The 25,999-nt window shown below is 38.7% G+C and carries 25 protein-coding genes; 4 read left to right on the top strand and 21 right to left on the bottom strand.

Translation table 11 applies throughout. From position 1 onward, the window contains the following. Nucleotides 1-130: 130 nt before the first annotated feature. The 3 genes from ssb to HP552_RS04940 are packed head-to-tail and all read right to left on the bottom strand — an operon-like array spanning nucleotide 131 to nucleotide 1,638. On the bottom strand, nucleotides 131-568 hold the full coding sequence (gene ssb / locus HP552_RS04930; RefSeq protein ID WP_175394491.1) for a single-stranded DNA-binding protein: 438 nt from the start codon (nucleotides 566-568) through the stop codon (nucleotides 131-133). A gap of 22 nt (nucleotides 569-590) precedes the next feature. Beyond that, nucleotides 591-1,280 carry a CHC2 zinc finger domain-containing protein gene (locus HP552_RS04935; RefSeq protein ID WP_175394492.1) on the bottom strand — a complete coding sequence of 230 codons (690 nt, stop codon included), beginning with the start codon at nucleotides 1,278-1,280 and terminating at the stop codon, nucleotides 591-593. Continuing rightward, on the bottom strand, nucleotides 1,255-1,638 hold the full coding sequence (locus tag HP552_RS04940) for a hypothetical protein (RefSeq protein WP_175394493.1): 384 nt from the start codon (nucleotides 1,636-1,638) through the stop codon (nucleotides 1,255-1,257). Before HP552_RS04940 ends, HP552_RS04935 begins: the two co-directional genes overlap by 26 nt. Nucleotides 1,639-2,094: 456 nt before the next feature. On the opposite strand from HP552_RS04940, the gene HP552_RS04945 reads away from it, so the two are divergent. Continuing rightward, the gene (locus tag HP552_RS04945) at nucleotides 2,095-3,711 is read left to right on the top strand and encodes an S-layer homology domain-containing protein (RefSeq protein ID WP_175394494.1); all 1,617 of its coding nucleotides are present in this window, start codon (nucleotides 2,095-2,097) and stop codon (nucleotides 3,709-3,711) included. 22 nt (nucleotides 3,712-3,733) lie between these two features. Here the strand turns inward: HP552_RS04945 and HP552_RS04950 are convergent, their stop codons facing one another. From HP552_RS04950 to HP552_RS04970, 5 genes are all read right to left on the bottom strand, one after another. Continuing rightward, nucleotides 3,734-4,546: a hypothetical protein gene (locus HP552_RS04950; protein WP_175394495.1), complete on the bottom strand. Its 813-nt coding sequence runs from the start codon at nucleotides 4,544-4,546 to the stop codon at nucleotides 3,734-3,736. Between the two features lie 96 nt (nucleotides 4,547-4,642). Continuing rightward, on the bottom strand, nucleotides 4,643-5,479 hold the full coding sequence (locus tag HP552_RS04955; RefSeq protein WP_024630871.1) for a S1 RNA-binding domain-containing protein: 837 nt from the start codon (nucleotides 5,477-5,479) through the stop codon (nucleotides 4,643-4,645). Nucleotides 5,480-5,502: 23 nt separating this feature from the next. Continuing rightward, entirely contained in the window at nucleotides 5,503-6,516 is a 1,014-nt protein-coding gene (locus tag HP552_RS04960; protein WP_175394496.1) for a hypothetical protein, read from the bottom strand. 4 nt (nucleotides 6,517-6,520) lie between these two features. After that, nucleotides 6,521-6,766 (bottom strand): hypothetical protein, encoded by a 246-nt coding sequence (locus tag HP552_RS04965; protein WP_175394497.1) that lies wholly within the window; start codon nucleotides 6,764-6,766, stop codon nucleotides 6,521-6,523. Nucleotides 6,767-6,997: 231 nt separating this feature from the next. Then, the gene (locus HP552_RS04970) at nucleotides 6,998-7,261 is read right to left on the bottom strand and encodes a hypothetical protein (protein ID WP_246310765.1); all 264 of its coding nucleotides are present in this window, start codon (nucleotides 7,259-7,261) and stop codon (nucleotides 6,998-7,000) included. Nucleotides 7,262-7,812: 551 nt separating this feature from the next. On the opposite strand from HP552_RS04970, the gene HP552_RS04975 reads away from it, so the two are divergent. Beyond that, nucleotides 7,813-8,910, top strand: coding sequence for a hypothetical protein (locus HP552_RS04975; RefSeq protein WP_175394499.1), 1,098 nt, complete (start codon nucleotides 7,813-7,815; stop codon nucleotides 8,908-8,910). A 59-nt stretch (nucleotides 8,911-8,969) separates the two neighbouring features. On the opposite strand, the gene HP552_RS04980 is transcribed toward HP552_RS04975, so the two are convergent. Further along, nucleotides 8,970-9,683: a copper amine oxidase N-terminal domain-containing protein gene (locus tag HP552_RS04980; protein WP_175394500.1), complete on the bottom strand. Its 714-nt coding sequence runs from the start codon at nucleotides 9,681-9,683 to the stop codon at nucleotides 8,970-8,972. Between the two features lie 160 nt (nucleotides 9,684-9,843). On the opposite strand from HP552_RS04980, the gene HP552_RS04985 reads away from it, so the two are divergent. Continuing rightward, a complete protein-coding gene (locus HP552_RS04985) occupies nucleotides 9,844-10,482 on the top strand; it encodes a stalk domain-containing protein (protein WP_175394501.1) in 639 nt (212 codons plus the stop codon). 238 nt (nucleotides 10,483-10,720) lie between these two features. Here the strand turns inward: HP552_RS04985 and HP552_RS04990 are convergent, their stop codons facing one another. The 7 genes from HP552_RS04990 to HP552_RS05020 form a co-directional block, all read right to left on the bottom strand. Then, a complete protein-coding gene (locus HP552_RS04990) occupies nucleotides 10,721-12,442 on the bottom strand; it encodes a DEAD/DEAH box helicase (RefSeq protein ID WP_175394502.1) in 1,722 nt (573 codons plus the stop codon). A 15-nt stretch (nucleotides 12,443-12,457) separates the two neighbouring features. Further along, entirely contained in the window at nucleotides 12,458-13,918 is a 1,461-nt protein-coding gene (locus tag HP552_RS04995; protein ID WP_175394503.1) for a type IV secretory system conjugative DNA transfer family protein, read from the bottom strand. 166 nt (nucleotides 13,919-14,084) lie between these two features. Further along, complete coding sequence (locus HP552_RS05000) at nucleotides 14,085-14,315, bottom strand: hypothetical protein (protein WP_024630879.1); 231 nt, start codon at nucleotides 14,313-14,315, stop codon at nucleotides 14,085-14,087. Next, the gene (locus HP552_RS05005) at nucleotides 14,312-15,337 is read right to left on the bottom strand and encodes a hypothetical protein (RefSeq protein WP_175394504.1); all 1,026 of its coding nucleotides are present in this window, start codon (nucleotides 15,335-15,337) and stop codon (nucleotides 14,312-14,314) included. The genes HP552_RS05000 and HP552_RS05005 overlap by 4 nt, the downstream gene beginning before the upstream one ends. Before the next feature lie 159 nt (nucleotides 15,338-15,496). Further along, nucleotides 15,497-15,889, bottom strand: a complete 393-nt coding sequence (locus HP552_RS05010; protein ID WP_175394505.1) for an XkdD/Y8K6 family phage-associated protein — start codon at nucleotides 15,887-15,889, stop codon at nucleotides 15,497-15,499. 80 nt (nucleotides 15,890-15,969) lie between these two features. Next, the gene (locus HP552_RS05015) at nucleotides 15,970-16,941 is read right to left on the bottom strand and encodes a site-2 protease family protein (RefSeq protein ID WP_175394506.1); all 972 of its coding nucleotides are present in this window, start codon (nucleotides 16,939-16,941) and stop codon (nucleotides 15,970-15,972) included. A 512-nt stretch (nucleotides 16,942-17,453) separates the two neighbouring features. Next, the gene (locus tag HP552_RS05020) at nucleotides 17,454-18,629 is read right to left on the bottom strand and encodes a hypothetical protein (RefSeq protein WP_175394507.1); all 1,176 of its coding nucleotides are present in this window, start codon (nucleotides 18,627-18,629) and stop codon (nucleotides 17,454-17,456) included. Between the two features lie 899 nt (nucleotides 18,630-19,528). On the opposite strand from HP552_RS05020, the gene HP552_RS05025 reads away from it, so the two are divergent. Next, complete coding sequence (locus HP552_RS05025) at nucleotides 19,529-20,110, top strand: hypothetical protein (RefSeq protein ID WP_175394508.1); 582 nt, start codon at nucleotides 19,529-19,531, stop codon at nucleotides 20,108-20,110. A 364-nt stretch (nucleotides 20,111-20,474) separates the two neighbouring features. Here the strand turns inward: HP552_RS05025 and HP552_RS05030 are convergent, their stop codons facing one another. From HP552_RS05030 to HP552_RS05050, 5 genes are all read right to left on the bottom strand, one after another. Continuing rightward, complete coding sequence (locus HP552_RS05030; protein ID WP_175394509.1) at nucleotides 20,475-21,053, bottom strand: hypothetical protein; 579 nt, start codon at nucleotides 21,051-21,053, stop codon at nucleotides 20,475-20,477. A 228-nt stretch (nucleotides 21,054-21,281) separates the two neighbouring features. Then, nucleotides 21,282-22,283 carry a stalk domain-containing protein gene (locus HP552_RS05035; protein ID WP_175394510.1) on the bottom strand — a complete coding sequence of 334 codons (1,002 nt, stop codon included), beginning with the start codon at nucleotides 22,281-22,283 and terminating at the stop codon, nucleotides 21,282-21,284. Between the two features lie 1,104 nt (nucleotides 22,284-23,387). Next, a complete protein-coding gene (locus tag HP552_RS05040) occupies nucleotides 23,388-24,065 on the bottom strand; it encodes a helix-turn-helix domain-containing protein (protein WP_175394511.1) in 678 nt (225 codons plus the stop codon). Between the two features lie 311 nt (nucleotides 24,066-24,376). Then, on the bottom strand, nucleotides 24,377-25,360 hold the full coding sequence (locus HP552_RS05045) for a hypothetical protein (protein WP_175394512.1): 984 nt from the start codon (nucleotides 25,358-25,360) through the stop codon (nucleotides 24,377-24,379). Between the two features lie 256 nt (nucleotides 25,361-25,616). Beyond that, nucleotides 25,617-25,922, bottom strand: coding sequence for a cyclic-phosphate processing receiver domain-containing protein (locus HP552_RS05050; RefSeq protein ID WP_312884212.1), 306 nt, complete (start codon nucleotides 25,920-25,922; stop codon nucleotides 25,617-25,619). Nucleotides 25,923-25,999 lie beyond the last annotated feature (77 nt).

The following is a 25,999-nucleotide window of genomic DNA, read 5'->3' on the forward strand; positions in this document are numbered from 1 at the left end:
ATCGCGCGATCTTAATAAACCGTGGATGCTGGTCGTAAATGAAGATTACCATTACACAGTTAAAATGCTTTAAAACCCCTTGATTTTACTGAGGTCTTAAAGCATTTTCTGATCTCAGATGTTACGCTCTCTAAAATGGCAGATCATCGTCAGAGATATCGATTGGCTCTGGATTCCCATACTGTGAATTATCATAATTTGAGCGTGAATTAGATTCAGTTTGACGATTAGTCTGATGGTTATTATTGCTTCGGTTTGATTCAAGAAAACGAACATTATCAGCAATAACCTCTGTAACGTATACCCGTTTTCCTTCATTATTTTCGTAGTTTCTGACCTGTAATCTACCTTCAACCGCTACTAATCTACCTTTTCTACAGTAGTTTGCTACGGTCTCAGCGAGTTGTCTCCATACTATAATCGGAATGAAATCCGTCTCTTGTTCACCTTGATTCTTATATGGACGGTCTACGGCGATTGTAAACTTCGTTATAGCTACACCCGCCGGTGTATACCTCAAATCCGGGTCTCTAGTTAATCTACCCGTAAGGATTACACGGTTTAACATAGGATACTAGCCTCTTCTCTTGTTATTGTCTTAAAGATGATTGATAAACCTCTTTGAGTCCCCGAGAAATATTATTTACTCCTTCAGCCCAGGTAGGTGATTGATTACCAGATCCATAAGCCTCCAATACTTCATCCACCAAATTGTGGTCTAGTTCTTTAGATAGGTTCTCCAGGTGTTCAATACCTTGCTGAAACTGGTTATTCTCAATGCACAAAATTAAATGGACCAATGCATCTCGTTTTTTAGAGTCAAGATATTGAAGCCATTCAGCCCAAATCCAATCATTGATTTTTTTTATATAGTTCTTGTCACGAACTTTCTTTTGAGGGGTTCTATTATCTAAAAAACCGATTAATTTAAGCTGAGTAGCACTTAATAACTCAGCGGGATGCTTTTTATTTCTCCGCTTCTGGAGCTTCGCTAAATTAACCCCGTTTTTCTGACGAAGGCCATTCAGGATCTCTTCTCGAGGTCGGTTCTCTATTTTTTGAATAAAATCTAGAATCCCCCCGTGTTCTGCACAAGTAAAGCATTTATAAACACCTTTTAAGCGGTTTAATGAGAGTTTATATTTGCCTTTGGACAAGCTCTCACCACACCAAGGACAGCAAAATTCTGTTTGCTCTTTATTAAGTGTATTGGATCTTACTTGCAAACCGGCCGATACAGCATATTCCACAATATCAGGCAAGTAACTTGCGGTGCTCATTTTGATTCACCCCTTGGATGTATGAATGCGGGATCTGAACCCAGTCCCTTTTCATCGTTATCTTTTTAGACATGAAAACAGTTCTAGCCGATGCAATCTCTGGCTGATGACTAAAGATAGTCTGGAAGATATACAAAACCACCTCTGTATGCCAGCACGATCGTTTAAGTTGGATTGCGGGACAATCATGTGCAATGACAATCTGTCCCTTTATGTAAGTAGCTGCAACGAGATAGTTACCTTCCCCTTTTGAAGAAGATAATGCTACAAAAATAGTGAGCGGGTTTGTCTCGTTCTGATTTTGTTGTGTAAATACAGCTTTTACTTGATCAAGTTTTTTTGGTTTTGTACTCTCCACAGGAGATTCCTCCTTAATTTTGAATTTATAAAGCAAAAAAAGCCCACATCCGTTTGGGATGTAGACTTTTTGGAAGATCACCTAAAGTGATTATGTATTTAAAATTAAATTATCGAAAGCATGAAGAAACCAAGTAATTAAGATAGGAAAAGTAAAACCTTTACAGATCCTTCAACATAACATTGCCCTTTCATAAATGAATCCGCAATTATACCAATAGCTCTTAATATACAGTAGTATATCGATCCATTCATTTCACAGAGGTTTTATCATCATCTTATAGACGTTCATAAAAACTGTGAGATTGTATTGGTATCCAAAAATTAAATATAAACTAATTATACTGACATGAATTCACTTTTTCAAGTGCATCTAACCTTAAGTTTGCCGAATTATTATGTTAATTTGTGTGTTATAATTCATGCATTCAATGAAACATAATTATGGGAGGACAACATGAGAAAATTAATAGTTATTCTGCTCTGTTTTCTGCTAGTTACACCAGCACTAAACGGTAAAAGAGCACAAGCTTCAGGTCTAAGCACGGAAACAAGCATTAAACAAATTGAAACATCTGGGAATTTAACGATGTACTTGAGCAATAATGGTGATTTAATGAGTTGGACTACAATACAGGATGGCAGCCCAAATATTAAGAAAGTTGCGGGCGACATTCAACAATTTAGTCTGGATTCATCTAGTGGATACATAGCAATTAAAAGTAACGGAGAAGTCATAAACAAATCAAATAGATTTTCTAATGATGAAGTAGACTTGAAAAGAATTGGAAAAGTCAAACAGGTGGCTCACAACATTTATGAATATCGCTTTATTAATGAGAAAAATGAATTATGGGCGTTTTCCATGAATGCTTGGGGTAATCCGGTCACTCAACCTGAAAAAGTAATGGATAACGTAAAACAGGTATCGACGTCTGATAGCGGAACCTTTATCGTAACGACTAAAGATGAATTATGGGCTTATGGAAATAGTATGAGCTATGCTATAGATGCAGGCTTTGAGCTCGAGAACGGGCCTGTTAAAATAATGGATAATGTGGAAAAGGTTCAGTTAGGTTCAGATTACGATTCATTTGTTATAGCGTTAAAAACGAATGGTGAGGTATGGGGATGGGGAAAAAACCCCTCCTATCAGATAGGTAAAAACTTACCTGATATCGTAGAAGAGCCTTCCTTCATTATAAGTGACATTATTGACTTGAGCGTTGGTGCGAATTACTCTATGGCGATTGATAGCGAAGGACAGCTATGGGGTTGGGGAGGCAATATATATGGCCAAATTGGAAATGATTCAGTCGATGCTGTAGGCACACCAAAAATGGTCATGCAAAATGTTTCAAAAGTAGCAACATCTCTAAATGATTGGGACAAAGCAACTTTTGTAGTTCGCAATGATAATACTATTTGGGGTTGGGGTAGTAATAGCTACAACATCCTAAGTTCTTCTACTTCCAAGGACATCTTAACACCAATAAAAATTATTGAAATTCAGAATAAACCTTCTGTTGTTACAGGAGTGTATAATAACGCGAGTGAGTGGGCTAAGCCAGAATTGGTCGAAGCGGAGAAAAAAGGACTTCTCTCTCCAGTTATTAATGAGTCATTCAAGGCGAAAATAACAAGAGAGAAATTTAGCGAAATAGTTATTAAGTTCTACGAGGCACTTACGGGTGAGTCTCTTGCTACAGTAGCTAAAAATCCTTTTACCGACACTGTTAACGCAGAAGTCTTGAAAGCATACGATCTAGGAATTGTTAAAGGTATCTCTCCAAGCAAGTTTAGTCCGAACAATTTTATAACGCGAGAAGAAATGAGTGTAATGCTCATAAGAGCCTTAGATAAGGCTAAACCGGAGTTTGATTACAATTATGATTATTTTAGATTCGAGGATGAAAAAGAATTTTCAACATGGTCCCAGTCTTCTATTAAACTTCTGAGATCTATGGGTATAATTCTAGGTGATACTAATAATAATTTTAATCCCAAAAAGTCGACTACAATCGAAGAAGCTTCAGTTATGGTGTATAGACTTTTGAAAGCTGCTGACAAATAAAAAAGCCCTTTAGGGGCTTTTTTTATTCGCTAACAGCACTTAACAGACGTGTAATAGCTTCATTTGATACGGGTTGGATTGGTTCTTGTACCACTTTGGGACGACTTTTAAATGGAGGGATAAGCTCAGATTTTAACTCACCATTTTCAACATATGAGAAGCTAACAGAGAGATCTTCTTTCAGAAGATTATGGTCCGTTGTTATTCTAAACAAATGAGTTTCCTTAATATCTAGAAATGCGTTTGCTTCAGTAAACTGACTAGCGACAATAAGAACCTTTTCCTTATTATCCCCGAACCGAATCTGATTCAGAACCTTCTCACGCTGGCCCTTGTCTCTTAAGGTGGCAATCTGAAATTGCATGCCTCGGACTGTGCAAAGGGCATCAAACGGCACATGTGAGGCTTCCATCTGGGTAGCTGGATCTACCTCGTAAAAGCGTGAATAAAACTGGGAAACCATTAATTTACTTAAAACCTCTACCGTTAGAGCTTTTTGAAACTTCTGATATCCAAGTAACTTACGAGCCGGATTAGATAAGCTATAGATTGGTAACATTTTATTATTCTCTTTTCCTGTCATCGTGTGCTCAACCAGGTATCCCTTATCCAACAGGAAAGAAACGTTCTTTTTACCTCGTCTGATGTTCCCAGGGTTTAATATTTTCGCTAATTGTACCCTGGTTGCAAAGTAGAGGAACCCCATCTTCTCTACCACCAGTCGTTGTGCGGTATTCAATGTTGAGGGCTTTAGTTTGATCGTATCAGAGGGCTGCCGTCCCCAATTTATAAAATACTTGTTGCCTATATGAAATGGCGAAAGATCCGAACTCATGATGAATGTCCTCCCTGTTTTAAAGGGGAGACCATGTTGGCCTCCCCTTCGTTTCGTTTTAAATCGTAAAGGCGTTAAATGGCAAATCAATCAGAGTTAAATCACTTTACTTTGGATACTGCCACCCATTTCACTTTTCGTAACATCAATTCGTTGCACTCGAACACGCACGGTATCTCCCTTTTTAACTTTACCTACCTTCGGTTTCGGCTGCCGGCACAGGATGTCTACCCCTTCTGATAAATTGACGAACACACCGTACTCAACAACGCCCGAAACGCGGCCCTTGTAGATATTGCCCTCCGTGTATCGGGTAGCGCATTCTGGCCAAGGGTTTTTATAAAGCTGTTTGCTGCTTACTTTCAGCGTCTTACTTTCCTTCTCCAATCCGATGACCTTAACCCGAATGCTCTCCCCAGTTTTATAACGATCATGCATGTTGTCGATCCACTCATAGGATACCTCGTCCGCTTGAAGGTATGTTTTGATGGCTCCAACATCCAGATGCAAAGAGCGATTATTGACACGAGTAATTTTAGCTTCAATGATCATATTCTCTCGAAGCCGATCCCAAGTCAGTCCTTGAAGATGGTCAATAGCTTGTTTACTTGATGCACCAAAAATTGCTGAATTACGGTCAAGTTGAAGAACTTTATAATAGATTGTTGTACCGACGGCATCTCTCAATTGTGCTCCGTTTTCAAACTCAGTTTCGTCGATAGGGATAATTCCTTTGATATGACCTACGAATACAATACCGCACACCTTGCCGGCATGAGTTTCAACACCATCCAGTTCAGCTTGCATAATACTGCGGTTCTGACGGGCTTGATAGACCAATTCCCAGGCTTCTTGCTCAATTTGGCTTTGCAGTTGCTCCTCATTTTCATTTACGACCTTCAACAGGACATCATTTTGGACAATATTACTCATTTGTATTTCCTCCTTGAAATGGGTTATTCTTTAAATTTCCAGAAACTATTAGTGGTATCAGGTATTTCTTCTTCAATAACCGTTGGCTGATCTGATGTCTTCTCTTGTATATCCTTTTGGGATTCTTGTTGAGCATCCGTCCTGGATTCTGATTTGATCCTTTCCGGATGGGATTTGTTCAGGCGCCGATCAGGAGGTGGCTCTGGCAGAGGAGCTTCTGCATAAAATCCTGAGATTTCTTTTTCACTGATCGCTGGCTTCACCTTTTCCTGCTGGGTCTGTATCGGTTCCACTTTTGGCTCTTTGTCTGCTTGATAGTCAATAATTTTGAATTCTGAATCTTCTTCAACTGTTGTAAATTCGTCATCTTGGCCATTAGTATCAAAGAATTCATTCTTTTCTACCAAGATGTTGTTATTATCCAATGTATCTCTCGCAAGAATGGGAGTTTCCAGAGTCAGTTCTGTTTGAAGAACCTCTTCGGTTTGAGAAGGTTTTTCTTCCTTGTGAGAAAGGATCAGTTTAGTTTTAAGAACAGAAAGTGCAGCAAACTTATCAGATAGATTTTGTGATATTATCTTCCATTGCTTCTCGTCTTTTTCGAGTCTCTTTTTAAAATCAAATTCGAAATCTTCCCAGGTGTATATGCGGTTGATGGGGATTTTCAGACTCTTCACAGATTTGACGTAAATAAAAGATAGGATCAGCATGCCAATTAGACATATCAGGCAGAATACATTAGTTAACACAGGCATCGTATTGCCAGAAAAGTTACTCATCATCCGGTTGATTATGCTTCCGATCATCCAGTCAAACGAAAGGATGCAACCATAAAGTGACAGGTAGTTAACTTTTTTAACGCACTTGTATACGACAATATGTCCTGTTAAGCCAAGGATCCATATGAAGAACGGGATACCAAACCCCAATGGATATAATCCAAGAAATAAAGCCATTAATCCGATTAAAGAAAAGAAGAACAAAGATGGTATGTAAAGCCGTAAAGCGATGGGTACGTATTTTAAAAGGATTTTCACGACATTAATTTGTACCTCCTTCAATAGCACCATCGACGAAGTTAACAACAATCTCTGATCCTGTAGCGTCAGAATATGCTAACAATGGTACATAGACAGAACAAGCTTTATCGATTTCATGAGATAAGATTGTAGTGAGCTGTTCCCTCTTATGTGGGGATAGTTGATGGATTCTTTCAACCAACGAATGGTCAGTTACACAATTTATAGCAAACTGGATTGCATTTGCTGCGTTCGTTTGGGTATTCAATGCCAAATCACTCCTTTCAATAGAAATAAAAAATGCGGCGTACTGAGAGTCCACATAATAAGAAGACTCTAGCACGCCGCATCTACGGTAGTGTTAGTTAAAGTGTATTCAATTAATACTTCACTAGTTTATCATGATTTACATCAACAATCAAATTAAACTTGATATACCACTCACATTTAACCCTATCTGTAGTATAAATCTATCCTCAATACCTGTTAGTTTAAGGAGTTACCAAGTAAGCCAACCACTCGTGCGTTTATAATTATGTAAGAGCTCGTATTGCTCGCTACGCATGAGTCGTTTCATTTTTGTTCTATATTGTTGGTAATCATGCTTTCTATCAGCTTTACTTTCTTTGTTATAATGAACACTTTTTATTCCCTTACGGAAATCTTTGACCTTTTCTTTTCTGGGATCTTTGAGCTTAATACGATTTTCCAGACTTTGCTGGTGCACCTTTTCCCCGAAATACATCTCTTCCCACGCGAACATCTTCATCCCCGTTATGCCGGGTTAGATTTGGCTTTTGAAGCCATGACCTAGGCATAACTAATAGAAGAAGATCTTTGGATTAAACATGTAATCACCTCAGATAGTGTTAACCCTTATTTTAACATATAACTCTTCATTGATGTATCACTTCCTGTTGACACTGCTACTACACGGTAGGTGCTAAGGCAGCTTGTCCTTAATTTTATTGATAATCTTAATCTTATACGTTAGTTCAACGACATAGGAAACATGCAAATAATCGGTAAATTTTCTAAGTAGCCCTAATACTTCGTTTATTCAATAAGAAAAGTCCTTCCACTTAGTTAATACTTGGGTTATGTCTACTTTCAACTATTGAATTAAAAAAATCATAATAAAGGGTTGTACATCTCCTTGGAAAATCACCTACATAGTGAAGAGGGAAAACCACTTCTCACAAAATGATTAACTTCTACTAATGGCTGCTACATAGTGAGGGATACACTAGGCAGTTATATCCCTAGGAGTTAAACAGGTTGTGAAACACATTTAAATTAAAAGGGGATATTTCTATGTCTTGTAATCAAACTTCTAAAACTAAAGTTTCGTTTCCCATTCCAGAGTCTGCACCAAGCCAGCTTGTTGGTACGAAAGCAAATACGAGTACTCGTTTTGTAATCTCTGATAACCATGAAACGATCAATGCAAACACCCCATTTACGAATGGGTACTGCACACTATGGCATGATACCTCTACAGGGAAGACTTCAGTAAAATACCGCATGTTCGTATGGCACCTTAATAATAGAGGAGCTAGCATGAAGTATGGTATCACAATAGGTAACAATAATACTTCGGCTTACTCTATTCATAACGTTAAAAGTACTATTGCGCCAGTAACTTCATTTGTTGAACATGGTAGATGTACAGCAGCTGCTTTGGTCGGTGAAACGATGGATTCCATCTCGCCAACGGACACCTCTGTACCAGCAGGTAAACTTGGGGTTGTTAAGGAGTGGATCGTGCCTAACAACCAGTTAATTGGTGGAATCATTGAGTTTACCGTCACCAATACTGCTTCAACTGCAATGTCTTATCGGTTGCGATCGGTTGCTGCAACAAGCACAACAGCAGATTTGAGACTGAATCAAAGTCCGGTTGTCTCCTACTTTACTGGTAGTAACGGTTCTATTCACCCACGCGGATCTTGGGATTTTGCTGAGATTGCAAGTAGTGTAAGTTACTCCGCAGGTAGTGGGTGGAAATACTACAATATGAGCAATGGTGCAACTGATAACCTGATGACCAGTGCAACATCGTACGACAGTGCAAACGCAGCTGATAGTAACAAAGGTCATTATGGAGCCAAATATACTCTCACGGTCAATCTTTCTAATCCTACAACAAGCGCAAAAACAATTAACATTTACATGGGTTCTCGCGTGAAGCCATACGGTGGAGCGGTTAAATGGAGCGGCAACAATGTAACATACAAAGTGCCAACTCTAGCGAGTCCTCCTGATAAAGTAGCCGGTACTACACAATATCAAGAAGGAGTATTGGTTGCCGAAGTCACCTTGTCTGCAGGGCAAAGTCTTTCACGCACTATTACTGCAGCTTCAGCAGGCGGATTATCGACCCCAGCACTAATTAGTTTCCAAACAAAATAATATAATTTTAAAAAAACAAAGGGCGACTTATATAGTCGCACCTTTGTTTTTTACCTTATTTACTTAGAGGATTCTATTGTGTATCCTGGGAATACGCGCTGAACCTTAACTGGAGAAGATTTCACGACATCGCGTTTGCTTACAACGTATTCCATTTTCCCCCCAGTCGATATGGTTGTTCCATTATCAACAGCTGGAGCCAATGTGACTGTCAGATCCCAATAATCGACTTTTAGTTCATCTCCCCCCTTTTGAATTCCTACTCTTACTAAATATTCTGGTCTTTGACCATTCTGATTCTTTTTAATAGTCTTCATATCGATTATTTTTGTTGACAACATTGTTGGTCCCATAGATGATGCTTCTTGTTTCAAACGATCAACATCTAAGCTTGTTGTTGATTTTTTTAAGAGATCTTCATCTCCTATATCAACTCCTGTAAGGAAAACCTGCACCGTATTATTAATACTTGCTAATTGAAGCTGTCCTACTTCCTTCATGTTCTCATCCCAAACATTTTCAGAAGGGATGCCAGTCGCATTAATAGAGACAGTCTGTGTCTTCTCATTCCATGCCACAGATGCACCTAGTGCCTTGGAGACAAAACTGATTGGTACCATTACACGGTTATTGACCATTTTTGGAGCTACATCTGTTTGTAGATTGTTTCCATTAACATTCAGCTTGATCACACCAGCTGCGTAAGCAGAACCTAACGCTCCAGTCATAACCGTGACAGTAGTTAAGATTGAAAAAATAATCTTTTTTTTCATATGATTGAAATCCCTCCCATTTACCAATATAAACGAATTTTACCCAAATAAGTTACAGAAAAAACGAATTTATTTTGCACATTGTACCTTAGAGGGAATTCCAAACTTTTTGATAAACCACAGCGTTTAGATTATAACTTTCTTTGGAGGCGAAGATTATATGAAACGTATTGTTAAAATTGGACTCGCAGGAGTGTTGCTCACTTCTGTGTTTAGCGCAGGTGCGTATGCAGCATCTGTAGTTCCTAAGGTCTTTATTCATGGTAACGACATTAAAAGCAGCAGTACAGCTCCAAAACTGATAGATGGTTCAGTATATGTTGCACTTCGTACCATTTCGGAGGGACTTGGAGCAGATATCCAATGGGACAACAAAAGCAAAACTGTTTACGTCAATTCTGATCCAAAATTCGACGGAGAATCGAGTAGTGTTTCCTATGTAAATGAACGGAATTTGGCATTCAATTGGATCATGGCTTACGATGAAAGACGAAGAGAAGATGTGTTTGCCTTAAATGCTTCTGGCTTCAAAACTGATATTTACAACGAAAGTTTCCCTTCTGGAACTTACAATATGGGCACGATAGTAGAAATGCAGCCTGTAGACCATGATGCTAAGAGCCTCACCGTACGTATCATACAGCGAGTTACCGCTGAGGATGACTACAACGTAAAAATAGAAAATTGGAAATTCACGTTTGAGGGGACGGATAAAATTAAATCGGTTTTAGTCGTACCGAAATCTACTCAGTACTTAGACCGCTACACCTTGTTCCCAGGAACAAGTTTTGGCATGTAATACTGTAAAGTAACCGTTTTAGGGTGGCTGCTTCGCAGCCACCCTAAAGCTGGTGCAATAGCTGATGTCTTAAGTAAATTAGCCAGCAGCACGATAATTCTGTAAGCTTGATCTTCTTTTAAAACTTCCTCAATCCTCAGCGTCTTATTTTTGTTCAAATCTAATCGTAATCTCCAATATTCTTTAGAAATTCAGAAATTGCAGAGGATATTTGTACTGTATTGTACTGTATGAAAAGTCATTCCAATCCTGATTGGATACATAGTAGTTCCTCATTTATTTTCTCTTTTAGATACGAATTGCTCATGATCGAACGATACAAATCTCCGTTAAATCGATGGATGACCTTTGCAGCAACCCTACGGCCGTAAATGTCATTTAAAGCATCAGATGCTTGGCCCTTGGTCCATCCTTGATCATAATCAATTCGATTTCTCTCGAGTTGGTCTCGTTGAGCAGGGCTCATCGCTAGATTACGCCACCTTGCCTCTTTCAATATTATTTTTGTCTTTATATTGCTAAGGAAATTCTCCGCAATTCCTTGAGCGTACTCCAGGGATAATGGTTCGTGATGTAAAGGATATAACTGCTTGTTTTGATTTTCGAAGATGATCCACCAGTGCTCTTCCTCTTTAATCAGGTAACAATACTGTTGGTTTCCGATACTGATATAGTACGCTCGATCCGAAAATGAATTCCAAAGGTAGATCGTTTTGGTGGAGAAAAGGTTTATTTCGCGCATTTTTTTGCCATACTCGAATGCTATTTGTTTTAACCTCTCGTGAAATTCGACAACGGATTCTCCTTCTTCCATGACAACACCAAGGAATAGGTCAAGTTCCTCTTCCTCTTCTTCCCCCAAGTCCAATCGTCCAGGAGGGAAAAGATTGCTCAATGTCATCAGGGAGTGATCTTCAGTGACACCTACCACATCTAAAACCAAACAATCCATTTTATCCGGATATAGACGGGTACCACGACCAATGCACTGAATGTAAAGACTTTCGCTCTTCGTTGGACGGGCCATGAGGATACAACTTACACTTGGTTCATCGAAACCTTCTGTAAGGATCATGCAATTGACCAGCACTTGAATAACACCGGTTGAAAATTCCTGGAGTATTTTAGACCTGGCCTCCTCTGGCAAAGATCCATCTATCGCTTTAGCCCTAACATCATACTTGGCAAGACCTTCTGCTATATCGTAGGCCTGCTTAACGTTAACAGCAAAAACAATGGTTTTACGAGATTCACCGTGCTCCAGATAAGCTTGCACGATCGTGTCAATGACGCTCTCTTTACCCATCTGTTCTCCAAGCTGCTTCTCATTATAATCTCCAGCCATCGTTTCAACAGACTGAAGATCTAATTCATCAATGACGATTTTTTTTCCTCGGACATCACAAAGGTAACGTGCAAGGATGAGATCCAGTATGGATTTTTCCAACACGATTTCTTCGTAGACTTGACCCAATGCTTGTCGATCCAAACGATTAGGGGTAGCTGTGATGCCTAACAGGGGGGGACCGTCTGCCTCAAAACAACCTAAACTCTCCAATACTTTCATGGATCCTTTAGATACACTGTGATGAGCTTCATCATAAATGACCAGGCCTGGCTTTACCATTTGTCTCCCTCGGATAAGGGTTTGGGTGGATGCAACGATTACGTCAGCTTCTTGTTCATTATCCACCCCTTTGACTTTGCCGACTTTAACGTCACCCCAGACCAATTTCATTTTTTCTGCAGTCTGTTTGAGCAGTTCATCACGGTGGGCGATAAAGACGATCGGCAAGCCGTTATTGTATCGGTCCCTGAACAGCTTAGAGATGGAGGCTGCAACGATCGTTTTACCTGCGCCTGTTGGCAAAACAATGAGCTGCCTTTTTACACCCAGTATCAGTTTGTTGAAAAAGGTCTTTTGAGCCTCTATTTGATAATCTCTTAAAGCGATTTCCAAAGAAACCAACCCCTTTTATTCATTTAGCTGAAATGGATCAGCCTCAAAATCCTCAATCTCAGTAATTCCATATAATGCTCGGAGTGAGTCAAATTCCTCAGCAAAGTTCGGATCCCCACCTCTTACTCTCTTAAGATAATCTTCTTCTTCAAAGTAGAAGATCTTATCGACTGTGGCCGCATCAAGATAGTCAGATATAATAAGGGCCTTTTGCGGATTGAGTCGTCTGACCTCATCTGATGTGACTGCCTGCCTTTCGGCCGTAGAAACCGTCTTTTTATCCGGAACCAAACCAAAAACGCTAGACGATACGCTCTCAATAGGTATAGTAGCTGTTCCACAGAACCAAGAAGCATACTCACTGGATACTTGGGAAAGACCGCTTAAAAATACTTTGGTCTTCAAGTTGTTTAAAAGGTTGGCTGCCTTATCCTCTCCATACTTTTGTCTTAGCTGTTCCACCCCTTGAATACCCAGGGCCAGACCCATACGTCTCGAGCGAGCTGTTGCTGCGACCGTGTCAATGATCGGAATAATTCCCAAGTTTGCAAACTCGTCCAAAAAGAACAGAACTGGGAAGCCATCGGTGATGTCCTGGAGCCTTTGGAGGAGCTGTTGGTACAGTACAGCCATAAGTGGGGCAGCATAAAGCGATTTGGTCTCTGGAACAGATACAAAAAGAACCACAGGCTTCTTTTGGTCACCATTCATTCCATACCTTAAATGCCGTGGTTGGATATCATTTCGTTCAGCAAAATGGACTACTCGATCATCCATAAATAGCTGCATATTCGTAGCAATAGTCACTTTGATACTCGCTAAAATCTTTTCAGAACCCGCTGCTTGTTTAAAGAGTGCATATTCACGCCGGCATAATTTATACTTGGCAAATAGAACGTCCATCTCTTCCATATCCATGAAGAGAATGATGTCCATGGCTTCCCCGATTCGAGGGCATTCCGGATTACGATATTTAACATAGAGGAAAGCTGAAACTAAAAGCGGTAATGACATATTAAGCCATGTTGAGTCCCCTCCCCCCTTCCCTTGTATTTCGAAGGCCAGACCCCCATTCATCAATATGAGTTGGGCTATTTCTTTGATTTCCGCATAATCCTTTGCAACAGCAAGCGGATTGTATCCTGGGAAATGATTTTCAAATGGTGATAAACGTATCGTTTCGAAACCACGGCGACGCAATTCCGGACCGGTCTTCCAGTACAGTTCTCCCTTGGGGTCGGTGACAACTGCAGATACTCCTTCATCTAAATCTAAAAGGTTAGGAATAAAAAAAGTACTCGACTTACCTGAACCGGTAGGTCCTACTAAGGCTAGGTGTTCATAGGATAGTTTCTGTGACATTCGAACATTTTGACCGAGGATAAACCCACCTTTCCCCATAATCGGTCGTAAGGTTCTGTAATCCATCAGACTTGCGGTACCGCGGTTATTTGTAGATGCTGCAGCTGAGCTCATTTGGACCTGCCTCCTTCGTTTATTGAAGAACAAAAAAGGCGTCTGAAGAAACCAGGGGATGCCCTGTGTCTCTCCAAACGCCTTACTTGGGGTAGTTTGGTTAAGGATATGTCTTTGTACAAATTCTAACCTATAACCAGTGGCGGTGACAACTGTCCACTATTGGTTACTCAGAAGCATTGTCGGAACTCACTCGTTTCTCTCGGGTCTGTTTACGCTTCTTTTTTATGGCGATATCCATCTCAATTACGATGATGAAGACAACTGCAAACAATAACACCGTTAGCCAGGGGATATCGATACCAAAAATAAGGCTGCAAAGTACAACAGTAACAACGTAACCCGAGATGTTCTTCAAATATAATCCTGATCTGCTTTTAAAGAATTCTTTCATCATTCTGACCCACTCCCCATATAAGAACATTCTACAGGAAATGATGGTAGTAAGTATGTACCGGTCTCTTTGGATGAACGAATTGGGAAAATATCAAAAAGCATACGAAGTTCATAAGAAGAATCTAGATGATAGTTCTCTCTAAAATATGAAATGAGTTCAGAGGTAACTTCTGGTGTATCAAAGAAAGAAGGATCTACATAGACGGATAGCTGCTCAGTCATATATCCATACTGTATGACACTAAAGAGGATCACATCTACATACTGGCTTTGATTAGTGTTGTGAGAATGACGGCTACTAAGAATGACATTTTTGTTCTCAAATTGGCTTCCTACATAAGTTGGCTTTGAAAATCGAGCTCTTTCAATGAAATAATTCTTTTTTTCAAAGATGGGCTTGCCGTGAAGCGTGGTGAATTTCGGAACGATATTCTTACGCATGGCCAGCTGAGAAATCGTCCGAAGTCTCCGGTAATACTGTGCATAGGATGTAGCAGCGTCAACTATAGGATCAGAAAGATCATTGTTATCTACGTATTCTTTAAATGAGTAGAATATTAATTCGGCTACTTCTGCAGGAGCATTGTCCATAATGAATGACATATCATTATAAATCGAAAGCTCCGGGGCAAACGTGACATTAGGATTGTTTTCTTGGATGTTGCGGATTTGTAACGTCGCTTGACTCTGGTTACCAAACGGCAGGCAACAGAACACATACCATTGTTGATTATGGTTTGTAAAATACTGCAGAAGCGGTCGCAGTTTTAGATCACTCAGTGCGTCTACTCTGGCAACCTGCCAATGTTGCATAGTTAATTCCTTAAGGTCAGCTTCTTCTACATTAATGGGTGCCTCGATATACAAGATTTGCCCAGACGCTTGATTAAAGTGAACCTTAAGATCAATATATCGGTCGTTAAGCAGTTGGAAATGAATTTTTATTCTATTCAGCTCATCGAGCGATACAGATTCATTTGAAAAACGAATTTTATAGTGAGTAAATCGATTTACTATATCCATACTCAGTCTCCTTCTGATTTATCATCAGAAGTGCTGATCTCCATTTATATTTGATGAGCTTTAAAATGAGCTTTAAAAGCACATCTCCAACGATAAAGTTGGCTTGGAGCTCCATTCGTGCCGGGAGGTGCTCATTACCGGATAAAGAGAAAGTGGGAATTAATATGTGTACGAGGAAGCCTTGTCTAGAGCGTCCTTGCATAATGTGAGTGCAGCGCTCAACTCAGATTTCGTTGTTTGATACAGTTCTTCGTGAGGCTCACTTGAGCTTAAATCGACTATTTCACTTAACTGCTTGAGTGCTTTGAACAAATCTGGAGCTGCTGCCATGAGTTTAGCTAATTCTAATGCTTGCTCCTTAGGGAGTGATGGTTGAACAAGAACTGTGGCTAACGCCTCATCTGAATCAGGTTGAAACGTTTGGTGCGTGTCTTGAAATAAGTCTGGTCCAGTTAAGACTTGGCGTCGGATCGAATAATCACTAGATTCTACACAAAGTTGTAGACCTGTTACATTTGTAATTGCTGGTGTTTCTTTAAATGTTGAATTCATGGTAATAACCTCCTGAAATGATGTTGGATATTCTATACATGAAGCATAAGTCTGTTTATAAATATTACAACTCTATCAAATCATTGAAGAAATTTAATGATGTCATTCCAAGTGGCTAATATCGTTAGTCCGATCATTAATAGAAATCCTGCAAAGTGTATCCAGCCCTCTTTTTCTGCAGAGATTGGACGAACCATTCCAATCAAAGTTACGAGAACTCTACCACCATCCAGAGCCGGCAAGGGCAGCAAGTTGAAAATGGCTACATTGAGATTCATGATTGCGGCCCAAATCATTAAATTTTGAATCGTTGAATAACTTGCTATATCGAATGTCTGTTTCATTACTCCTGCAGGACCTGATAGGTTAGATAACGCTTCGTTCCCTAAAATGATGTCCTTTAAACCGTAAATCAAGATAGTAGAGTAATGCCAGGCATCCTTCAATGTCTTTTCAAACACGTTCATAGACGAAAAATAGGAAAACAAGATATTGGTCAACAAGATAAGAGCAAGTGCCACCAGGATATTTGCTAATGGACCAGCTAAAAGAATACTTAACTTTTGAATAGATGATTTACTTGATAATAATGAATCATAGTTAGATACCGGGATGATCCTTCTTCTTTTGCCAACGCATATATAGGCATTCTCACTGAGAGGGAGCGTAAACAGATCCTCACCTTTTAAAAATGTTAATTTCCGATGTTTGTGATCTAGTTTTTTGATTAACACCTTCTCCAGATCTTGATCGTCATTAACCCTATCATAAATGGCAGCTATTCCTTCTTCATTTTTATCAAGGTAAAGCTCCTGATCAATAATAAAGTAGGTTTCATCGTCCCCGGCCATTCGTACATAACCACCAATCGGAAATAAGCGTAGGACAAATCTAGTTTGTTTCATCGTAAAAGAAAATAGTCTGGGGCCCATTCCTATAGAGAATTCTGGGCATCCTACATTAGCTTTTTTCGCGATAATAAAATGGCCAAATTCATGGGAGATAACCAGCAACATGAATATCATAACAACGGCCAAAATGGAAAGTATCATCTATTTCCTCCTAAATACTCTGGTAGTGAGAAAAATGATTGCCTATAGTAATTTTTCATGACTTTGAGGAGGAGGATATTTTGAAGCATTATAAAATGCCATCTTCAAACCCATTGATTAATATCATTAATTAAAACAATAAATTAATACCATTAAGGAATGGAAAAGAACCCTACTAGCCCTTGCACAGCGCAGGTTTCCGGGTATCGCTCTATTTTTTTCCTACTTAATCAATTCATGATAGGCAACGTATAAAACAGCAATCCCAATCCACATATTCAACGGATAACCAAAGCAATCATTAAACCCATGTTAAGCAATCCATCAACACAACATGTTTGATATTACCAACAAATATGATTATCAGGTAACACATGCTTATACTCGTTATCCACAACCTAAAAGGATATAAAAAACCGATTTCGTTTTTTAGTATTTTTGAAATTTAATTGGTTAGTACCGTTTTTTTGATTTTTAATTATAAAACAAACATGAGACATCTCAACATTCTTTTAGTTTTCAGCCAGCCAAAATTCGTACATTAAACTTTGGAGATCTTTCATCTTATGAAGAACCGTTTGGAGTTTTGAATCGCGCTGGTTGAGATAGATAGAACGATTACCCCTTTGCAAAGCATGGATCCACATGGATTCAATAAGGTGTAATTTCTTCTCTAAGTTATTTCGGTGTGCTTTAGCATCGAGAAGCTCTTTGATCTTGTTCGGATCCTTCCCTTCTTTTTTTGCAATCCGTGAAGCATCTTCTATTAATGAAGATGTTAAATCGTATTCTAATGTGATACCTAATGCAACAAATCGTTCTGATGATTCAGCTACATTTTTGAAATAAGCGGAAATCTCATCTAGCTGTTTCTCATCTTGAATTTCTGAGTAAATCATAGAGTGAAAGGCAGATGAATACAGTAGATCATCAAGAGCTCCAACAAAAATATTGTATGCCAGGTCATAACCCACTTGGCTATAATAGTACTCCATGACTTTTGCCAACTGATTTTTAACTCGTTGGTCGATGACTTCTACAACAAAGCCAGCAGCATACATTTTTTGAGAAACCCAAAGCAGAGCTCCTTCACTATCGAAAGAGCCCATTTCTTCAAATTCAGGATTCAATCCATGTACGACGACAAGCCAATCTCTTTTTTGCCTACATTCCAACCGTAAATTGAGATACTTGCCGGCTTTTTCAATAATGCTATTCATTTCTCCAACCGTTCGAACATTGAACGTACCGGAATCACGAGTGCCAGACGAGATGAGGTTTTTAACATATGTGACGTATTTTCTACTGGGTAAATAAACATGCTGACATAGCATGTCCAGAACAAATCGTTGTACACGGCGATCCTCCGCCATAAATTCAGGTGAGGATAAGAATTTGAAATACTTCACATAGAGGGCTGTGTCTGTACCGCAGTAATCAACAATCGATGATGGATTTACAAAAAGCCTACCATCCTTCTCGTAGATTTCCCCTGTATATTTTGATTCAGATATAATTCGTTTTAATGCGGAAATAGATATGGAAAGCCTATCTTTAATTTCATTTCGTGTTAATGGGATCTCGCCATTGTAAGCAGCGATATTCCCGAGGAGTAGTTTGAATTGAAGTTTCTTTGGAGTATCGTACGTAGTATTTGAAGCTTTAAACATTTCTACCGAATGTTTCATTTTAAGAATCCCTTTCTCCTCACAACCTAAGAAGCGGCATAGAAAAATAAAGGGTTTTGCTTGGAAAATCGAAAAAAATATGATAAAATAATCTCAATAAGTTTCGTTTCCTTACAAAACCCTGCCAGGTGAATTTCTAATAGAGGTTGGTCGGTCAAAACTCTCCTCTACTAGAAATAGGTTGGGTTTTTTTTTATGTATTTTTCTTGAAAATGAAAACGCACTTGCTGATTAGCATGTGCGTATGGTGGTCTCGTAAATGAAAAAGATGACCTTCGCTAGAATCACAACTAGAGAGTTACCCTATAACATGGTCGTATCTTTCTTGTTGCAAAGCATGAGCATGCTAAGTTATTCATAGAATACAGCACTTTTAAAATGAACCCTTCAAATAGGTACTAAATTTTTTGTAACTATTATCTCCTACTTTATTTAATGAAGAGATCTTTTAAAATGGTTTTTCTACTGATGTCAATTATAACAGTCATTAAATTGTATATCAAGATAAACACATTTTTTTTCATTGATTACACTCTACTTTTATTTATTTATGTATCGTTCTAATGAACATCAGATGAATATATATTTTGACTAACGTTCCCTATTTTCACAAGCTACTGCATTGTAATTGTAGCCAAATTGGTGTGCTGCTTAAGTTGTTCGCTGTGCCCCTTGAGGGTCCTGGTCTTTGGCGGCAACCCGTGCAGCAGAGATTGCCCTTCGGCTCGATAGTCCTTGGCCAAGGTAAAAATCAAAATACTCGTCGTTCTCTTAATCTTTGTTGAATGAAGAGGTAGGCGGCAGAAAGCAGGACTCGAACCGACTAGAACTGGTTGAATGCTGTCACAGACGCAACAACATGCTATTCTGTGGAAAAAGAGACCAGGAGGTTCAAAGAAATGAAAATTCCGAAACTTAAATACCCTGAGTTATACCAATGGATTACCGAATTTAAGGAAAAAACAAAATTTAAACGTAAAATCAATCTCAAATACACAAACGGCAAAGGAGTATTGGGGAGAGTAACCGTATTTGGTAATATAGAACTTGAAAAAGGATTCATTAAACATTTTATGTCTTTACAACCTAACGTTGTCAAGTTCATTCTCGCTCATGAATTCATTCACATATTTCAAGAAGAGCTCGTTAGCCTACACCAAATATTAAATTCTAAATCTCACAGATCTGTTGTTCTACGTCATGAAATGAGAGCAAATATCAACGGCGCGGCGCTTACTGGGCTGACCAACGAAGAAATTCGTGAGGCCCAGATCCAACTTTGGTTATATGAAGGACATAAGCGAAAACAACTCAACTATAAAAGTGGTTATCCCAGCCGTATGCAAATCATCAAGTTTGTAAGTAAATATAATCGTTACAGTGATGATGTAGGTTATGAGCTGTTAAATGATTATTACGAAGTATCAGGCGAAGTGCCAAGCGGACAGATAAAATCAATCAAACCAACAAAGTTTTTCTGAACATTTATTGCTAAAGGATCTTGTTCTTAGCTTAGACAAAACTGTTCCAGCAGTGAAGACCGACGAGTTAGCAAATTACTGTGATGTAATGGAGTCACGGCAGTTTGCTCCGGAATAACTTCAGCAAAAAACCACCATCAGGTCCCAACCTTACGCGGTGGTTTTTCGTTTTGGCTTGCTGTCTACGACGTTTGATCAACATATGGAGAATCCATATATAGCACCGACCGTGCTAATGCAGACCATCCTCTGGTGATCCATGCAAAAACCAACAACATTGTCTTCTTTCGGAGGCAAAAACACCTGATCAAAACTCCATCCTACTCGATTAAATCCTCGCTTGGTGATTGAAACATTGAACTCTTTACTCAACCGCTATATCAAATGTAACATCTGCTACCTTCCATGGTCGGAGTGAGCTTTCTCTGAAAAAGTGAACGTGAATGGATAAATCATGATCAAATTGTTCGCCCATTTCGCTTCCTTTCTCTGATGCAACTACTTTTAGTACCGCTGTGGTATCACTCTTTTGAACGGAAGATAGGTCAACCTCTAAATTGTAAAGCTCACGTATGATCTTTCTCGATTTAGCAACTTGTTCATTCCTTTTTCTTAGCTGATTCAAAGCAGTTTGATAACCAGGTGAAAGGTAGGCGTTGGATCCATTCATGTATTCGGAAGTATCTTCATAATCAATGTTTCTCAAGTCTTGGGCTACAACCATCGCGATTTCTTCTACACTTAATGAAGGTTCGGCAATGTCTGCAGTTGTTTCATTTGATGGCTGGGAAACTTCTATGGTTTGCTCCGTTGTAGGGTTGGATATTGGGGCTTCCTTGGCCTGTGTATCATGGATTTCGTACGCGCTTAGCGGGCCATTTACGGTGCACCCACCAAGGAGAGCGGAAATAATGATGGTAAACATAATCCTGCTGCAATGCATGATTTCTCTTCCTCCTTGCAGAAAATTAGGGTTGATTAAATGGCTAAGGGAAGGTAAAATCGCCTCTTTTTCCTGGCTTTGCAATATACAATACTTACGTAGTATTTTTATACTGCGTCAGTTTCTTGCCGGGATTGTATTCGATCGTATTCTCCATACTCTCCCTCCCCATCACTTCAGTGTTAAAACGCTCTCTTATGAGCTAAGGAAAAAGGGATAAGTTATCCCCTACCCCTCTAGTCTCTGGTATGAAAAATCGTTGGTCACAATTGTTCCGCTGAAGCCGATTTTACCCTCATAAAGTACCTTTCCTTCGCTGTTAGTCAATGATCCGACACCTATCTTTTGGTCATCAGATATGGTTCCTTTAAAGACTCTCTTATCTGGCAGTATTAAGGCTCCTTCTTTAAGAGATTGACGCCCAAATGTCCCCTCAAAGAAAGCAGATCCATTTGCAGAAAGTACGCCGCTTACAATCTCACCTTTATTAAAAAAACCTTTGATTTTTATCTTACCATCGCTTGATAGGTTCACGGTCCCTTCTCCATTCGGGAGACCATTTAACCAGGTACCCGTATATACAATATCTAATTTCTGTGAGAGCAGCGTTCCCTGTCCATTTGGTTTGTCCGATTGATTCATCTGTCCAACATACTTACTTCCCCAATTTATCTTCATACCACTATTCCCTGGTATAGCCCAACCATCATTCGTAAAGATTCGTACGTCCTGCGTAGTCACCTCATTTAGTTCAGGAAGATTTACATCGACTGTTTGACCCATGGATATCCAGTGAACAGTACCTCCTATTGTCTCCACGAAGGAGATCGGCACAAACGTTTCCTTATTAATCAGTACGGCCGGGCTGCCCATGTCCTTTCGTTCTCCATTGAACAAAATGTAACGAGAGCCGGCATTCTCACCTACGCCTGATCCAGAATGAACTATTATTTCTTGGCCATTCTGAATTTTAATGAGGGCATCCATCGTGTTATCCTGGTACTTGATTTCGGCACCCAATGGTTCAAGTATTTTTCTTACCGGTACCATTGTAATTTCTCCAATTTTAAATGGTTTTGAGCCAGCTAACTCTTGTGATACTCCATCAATAAAGATATGTACTGGGGCGTCTTCTTGAGCAAACACTTGTTGTATATTGGGTGCTGAGCAAGCCGTTGTTAATAAAACAGTACTTATGGATAACAATACTGCCATTCTTCTAATTGTCATCAATTTACCTCCAGGTAGTATTTTCTCTATCAATTGTAATCCATTTATACTTACTGTGTAAATCATGTATTACATTAATTGATTATAATTTTTTTCTTTTTTTGTTATGTTTCTATACATGAGTGGTGTGCAATTCATTATCCTCAACTGTGCATAGAATAAATGGGTCTAGCAACAAAAAAAGAGTAGTCTGTTAAACTAACAGACCACTCACTGAGCTAACGTTCCCTTTGGCTAATTGACACTTTATAACAAAATGGAGAATTCAGTTAATTTCAGGTTTTTGTAAGAGTTTCGGTAATTCCAAGTTTTTTCATCTCGCTCATATGAAACCTTCTCCAGGCCTTATACTCCTCACGATGTTTAAAGAATATTACGTTATGGATCTTGTAATATTCCTCAACATCGGGATCTCCATATGGTCCTGAAAGTTCGTTGCTTGTCCGCTGTAACAATTGGAATAGAGCATCATCCATACCTTCCTCGTTATCAAAACTACTGGAAGAATACATACTACTCACAAACGCCCTTATCTCCATTTCCTTGCAATTGGAACTTAGATGTATAGAGAGATTTTTAAAATTTATAAATGGAGAGCGCATTAAGAAAGTTGCTAAGTCTGACATTAAAGGTACATTAATAATCGGGGCGGTGTAAATACTTTAGCCATTAAAAATCAACCATAAAGTCGAAACTTGCATTCACATAATCAGCAGGATACACCGGAAGATTAATTCTTTTCTCAAAACCCAATCCAAAAAAAGATGATGGATTTTATATTATAGGAGATGAAAGTGCTTTATTAATCTCAAAGATCTTCTCAGAACGTAAAGATCAATCACGAATGACAAAAAAGCTGTTAAATATATTGCTAAAATTTGTGAAACCTAAGCAAAAAATTTCGCTATGATGAGGAAGCATTAGCTTCCTCTTTCTTTATGTAGTTTTCATACACATACCTTTTAATTAACTTCTGAATTAAACGTAGTATGAAATATCTCCAAAATCATTTTCGTTAATTATTGTAATGATTCCCCCTTATTCTATGAAATATCAATATTACCGAGACTAAGGATTACATAGTCTATGGTCTCGGTAAATAGTTTATTTGAGATTCAACTTTCGAAAAACTGCAAGCATTTCTCTCAGATAATCAACTTCGCGCTTAGAAAGATTACTATCAACCTTTTCCCAGTTAACAAAATTACTATCTTGCTTCTCAATGTAATCTTGCAAAGTTGTTGCAATATCCAGTGCTTTTTCATCATTAGCATAATCTTCCGGAACTACACCAAACAACTCACTAAACTTCTTACCCAGTACCTTGCAAATTCTAAGAGCTTCTTCGATCTCTACAGGTCTATCTTTGTAAAAAGTTTGCCTGATATCTTCGAGTCTCTGATAATTAATTCCAGTATCAATAGAAACTTGAATTTTCAATTCATTATCCTCAAAAGCATGATGAAGTGATGCCAATGCTGTAATGGAGTAAGAAGAACTTAATAAATTTCTCACTTCCTCTAATGGAATAACAGTTCCTGTTATATCCACACCTATTATGGGGGTATTTACATAGTAGGAAAGCAAGATCGTGTAATCACTGAGACCCATTATTTTTTTCCCTAAATACAACGCCTTTTCTAAGGGAATCCAAACATCAGCTGCTCTCTCATAATTTTGTAAACTTTTCTCAGAATATTTGCTTTTAGCTGCTAACTCTCTTCTGCTCATACCGTGGGCTTCCCTGTAATCTAAAATAATATCGTGGATTCTTTTTAACATAAATTACCCTCCTTTTTAAATTAAAATATACCAAAACAGGCAATTTGTAAATACCTAAACAGGCATTAATAATAGTGATCGCATCTTTATTTTACTTGGTCAGATTTATTCAAGTATTGCGTTAATTCTTACATCCTGCACTCTTTGCTATTTATTAAGTGTAATTTCTCTATTATTTGTCTACTTCTTTACTAATCTACTTCATTGTTTCCCAAATACTGTGCTTAGTTTCTATAGAAAGAAACATTATTAAGTTTCAAACAAAACAAAAAAAACCCATTGGTGGGTTTTATATGTGTGAAATCTACATTTTATTTAGTCTTCATCAAAATTGGTTCCAAATAATTGTTTGAAAGTTCCTCCAGCATACCCAAGGCATTTTCTTGAGATGAAAACCCTTGTCCAGCAGAAGGAAATGGTATTAAGAAAATATACAAGGTCTTGTTATCTAATGGTACTTCTGCTTTAAATGCTTTTTGTAACTGTCCCTTGCTGTTTCTCATATCACATGTAAAAGGTATTGTTGAAAAAATATCTTTTCCAAACATTACTTCAAGAGCATCCTTTTTAAAGCCACCTGCTCCACCAATCCCTAGAAGAATTTGCGCTTTCGATTTTATTAAAGCATTTTTTATTATACTTGCTCTAAAATTCATATCTTCTTTGAAGTCACTAAAACTTGTAGTGGTATACTTTTTGGGATTGAATCTGCCTTTAGGTTTATTGAACACCGCTAAATAGGGATTATCTTGATTCGGTTTGTCTTCAGGTGATGCTGCAACGGCTCCATATTCAATCGGCCAGATTCTTTCTGTTAACCTAGGGAGTGGCCTCCAGTCAATCAAAGCAGTTTGAATTCCCTCAGCTCTTGGCTTATAAAGTCTTCTACTAATGTACTCTTTGATTGCTTCATATGCCAGTACATTAGCAGCACCTTGAAACCAATTGTTGCTTGAGCTTCTTTCATGGGCTAAACAAAGCCTTGCAATGGCGGCATTAAATACACCAGCAGTAAAATCTTTTGTCCGTTTATTCTCATGAGTTGCAAGAAGTTGATCTGAATCTGGATAAAAAAATCCCTCTCGCCAATTTTTAGCCTCAATACTGTAATTGCTAACATCCCCACCAGCTAAAATTAACTGCGTTCTGGCTTTCACATTCTCTGTTACACTATACCCGCCTGTCCCTTCTTCATTGCCGAAAACTAAGATATCAGCATTAGGAATATCGCCACAGCCTATGTATGAGAGAAGTATTTTATATTCTTCTTTGCTTAGCCTCCAGTTTTCCACCACAAATACCCTCCTTCTAAATTTTAATCAAACTAGCATTTTACCATCATTAAAGGGAAAGGTTATCTCTTCTTCTTCTTTGGTGGATCATACGCATGATTCATCTTCCATAATTCATATCGATAAACTAAATACTGTGTAACGCATGCAGCGGTGACTAAGTAACCAACATACTCGTGTATCATAAAGGAAACAATCAGTATTAAAATTATCCCCTGTATTCGAGCGTAACTCAAAACTAATCCTCCTTATCATGCTATCAATCACCAGAATACTTATTCTCCTTTATAGGATAATGATATATTTCAATATCTTCATCTATAAACCCTCTACGTTGAGCAGCTAGCAGTGTCTCATACATGTTTGTGCGTCCAACTGGATTGTCAGTATGCAGATAGATCTTATCTGCTCTCAAAGTATTCTCACAAAAGTACTTAACCAAGTCGTATCCATTGGGCAACTCTTTACCATCTACATCTTCCCCCAAGTCATGGTCTAGGGTGAGAATAGACACACTATTGCTCTCCAGGATGTGTATTGCTTCGTAATATGTACGAGCGACCACGAAGCCTTCTGGACAGTCTCTCAGATCATCAACTAGAGGTTAATCTTATTTGTCATAGTCGCCCCTCCTTCCCTCTA

It is taken from the genome of Paenibacillus xylanilyticus (assembly GCF_013359935.1).
GTDB lineage: Bacteria > Bacillota > Bacilli > Paenibacillales > Paenibacillaceae > Paenibacillus > Paenibacillus xylanilyticus.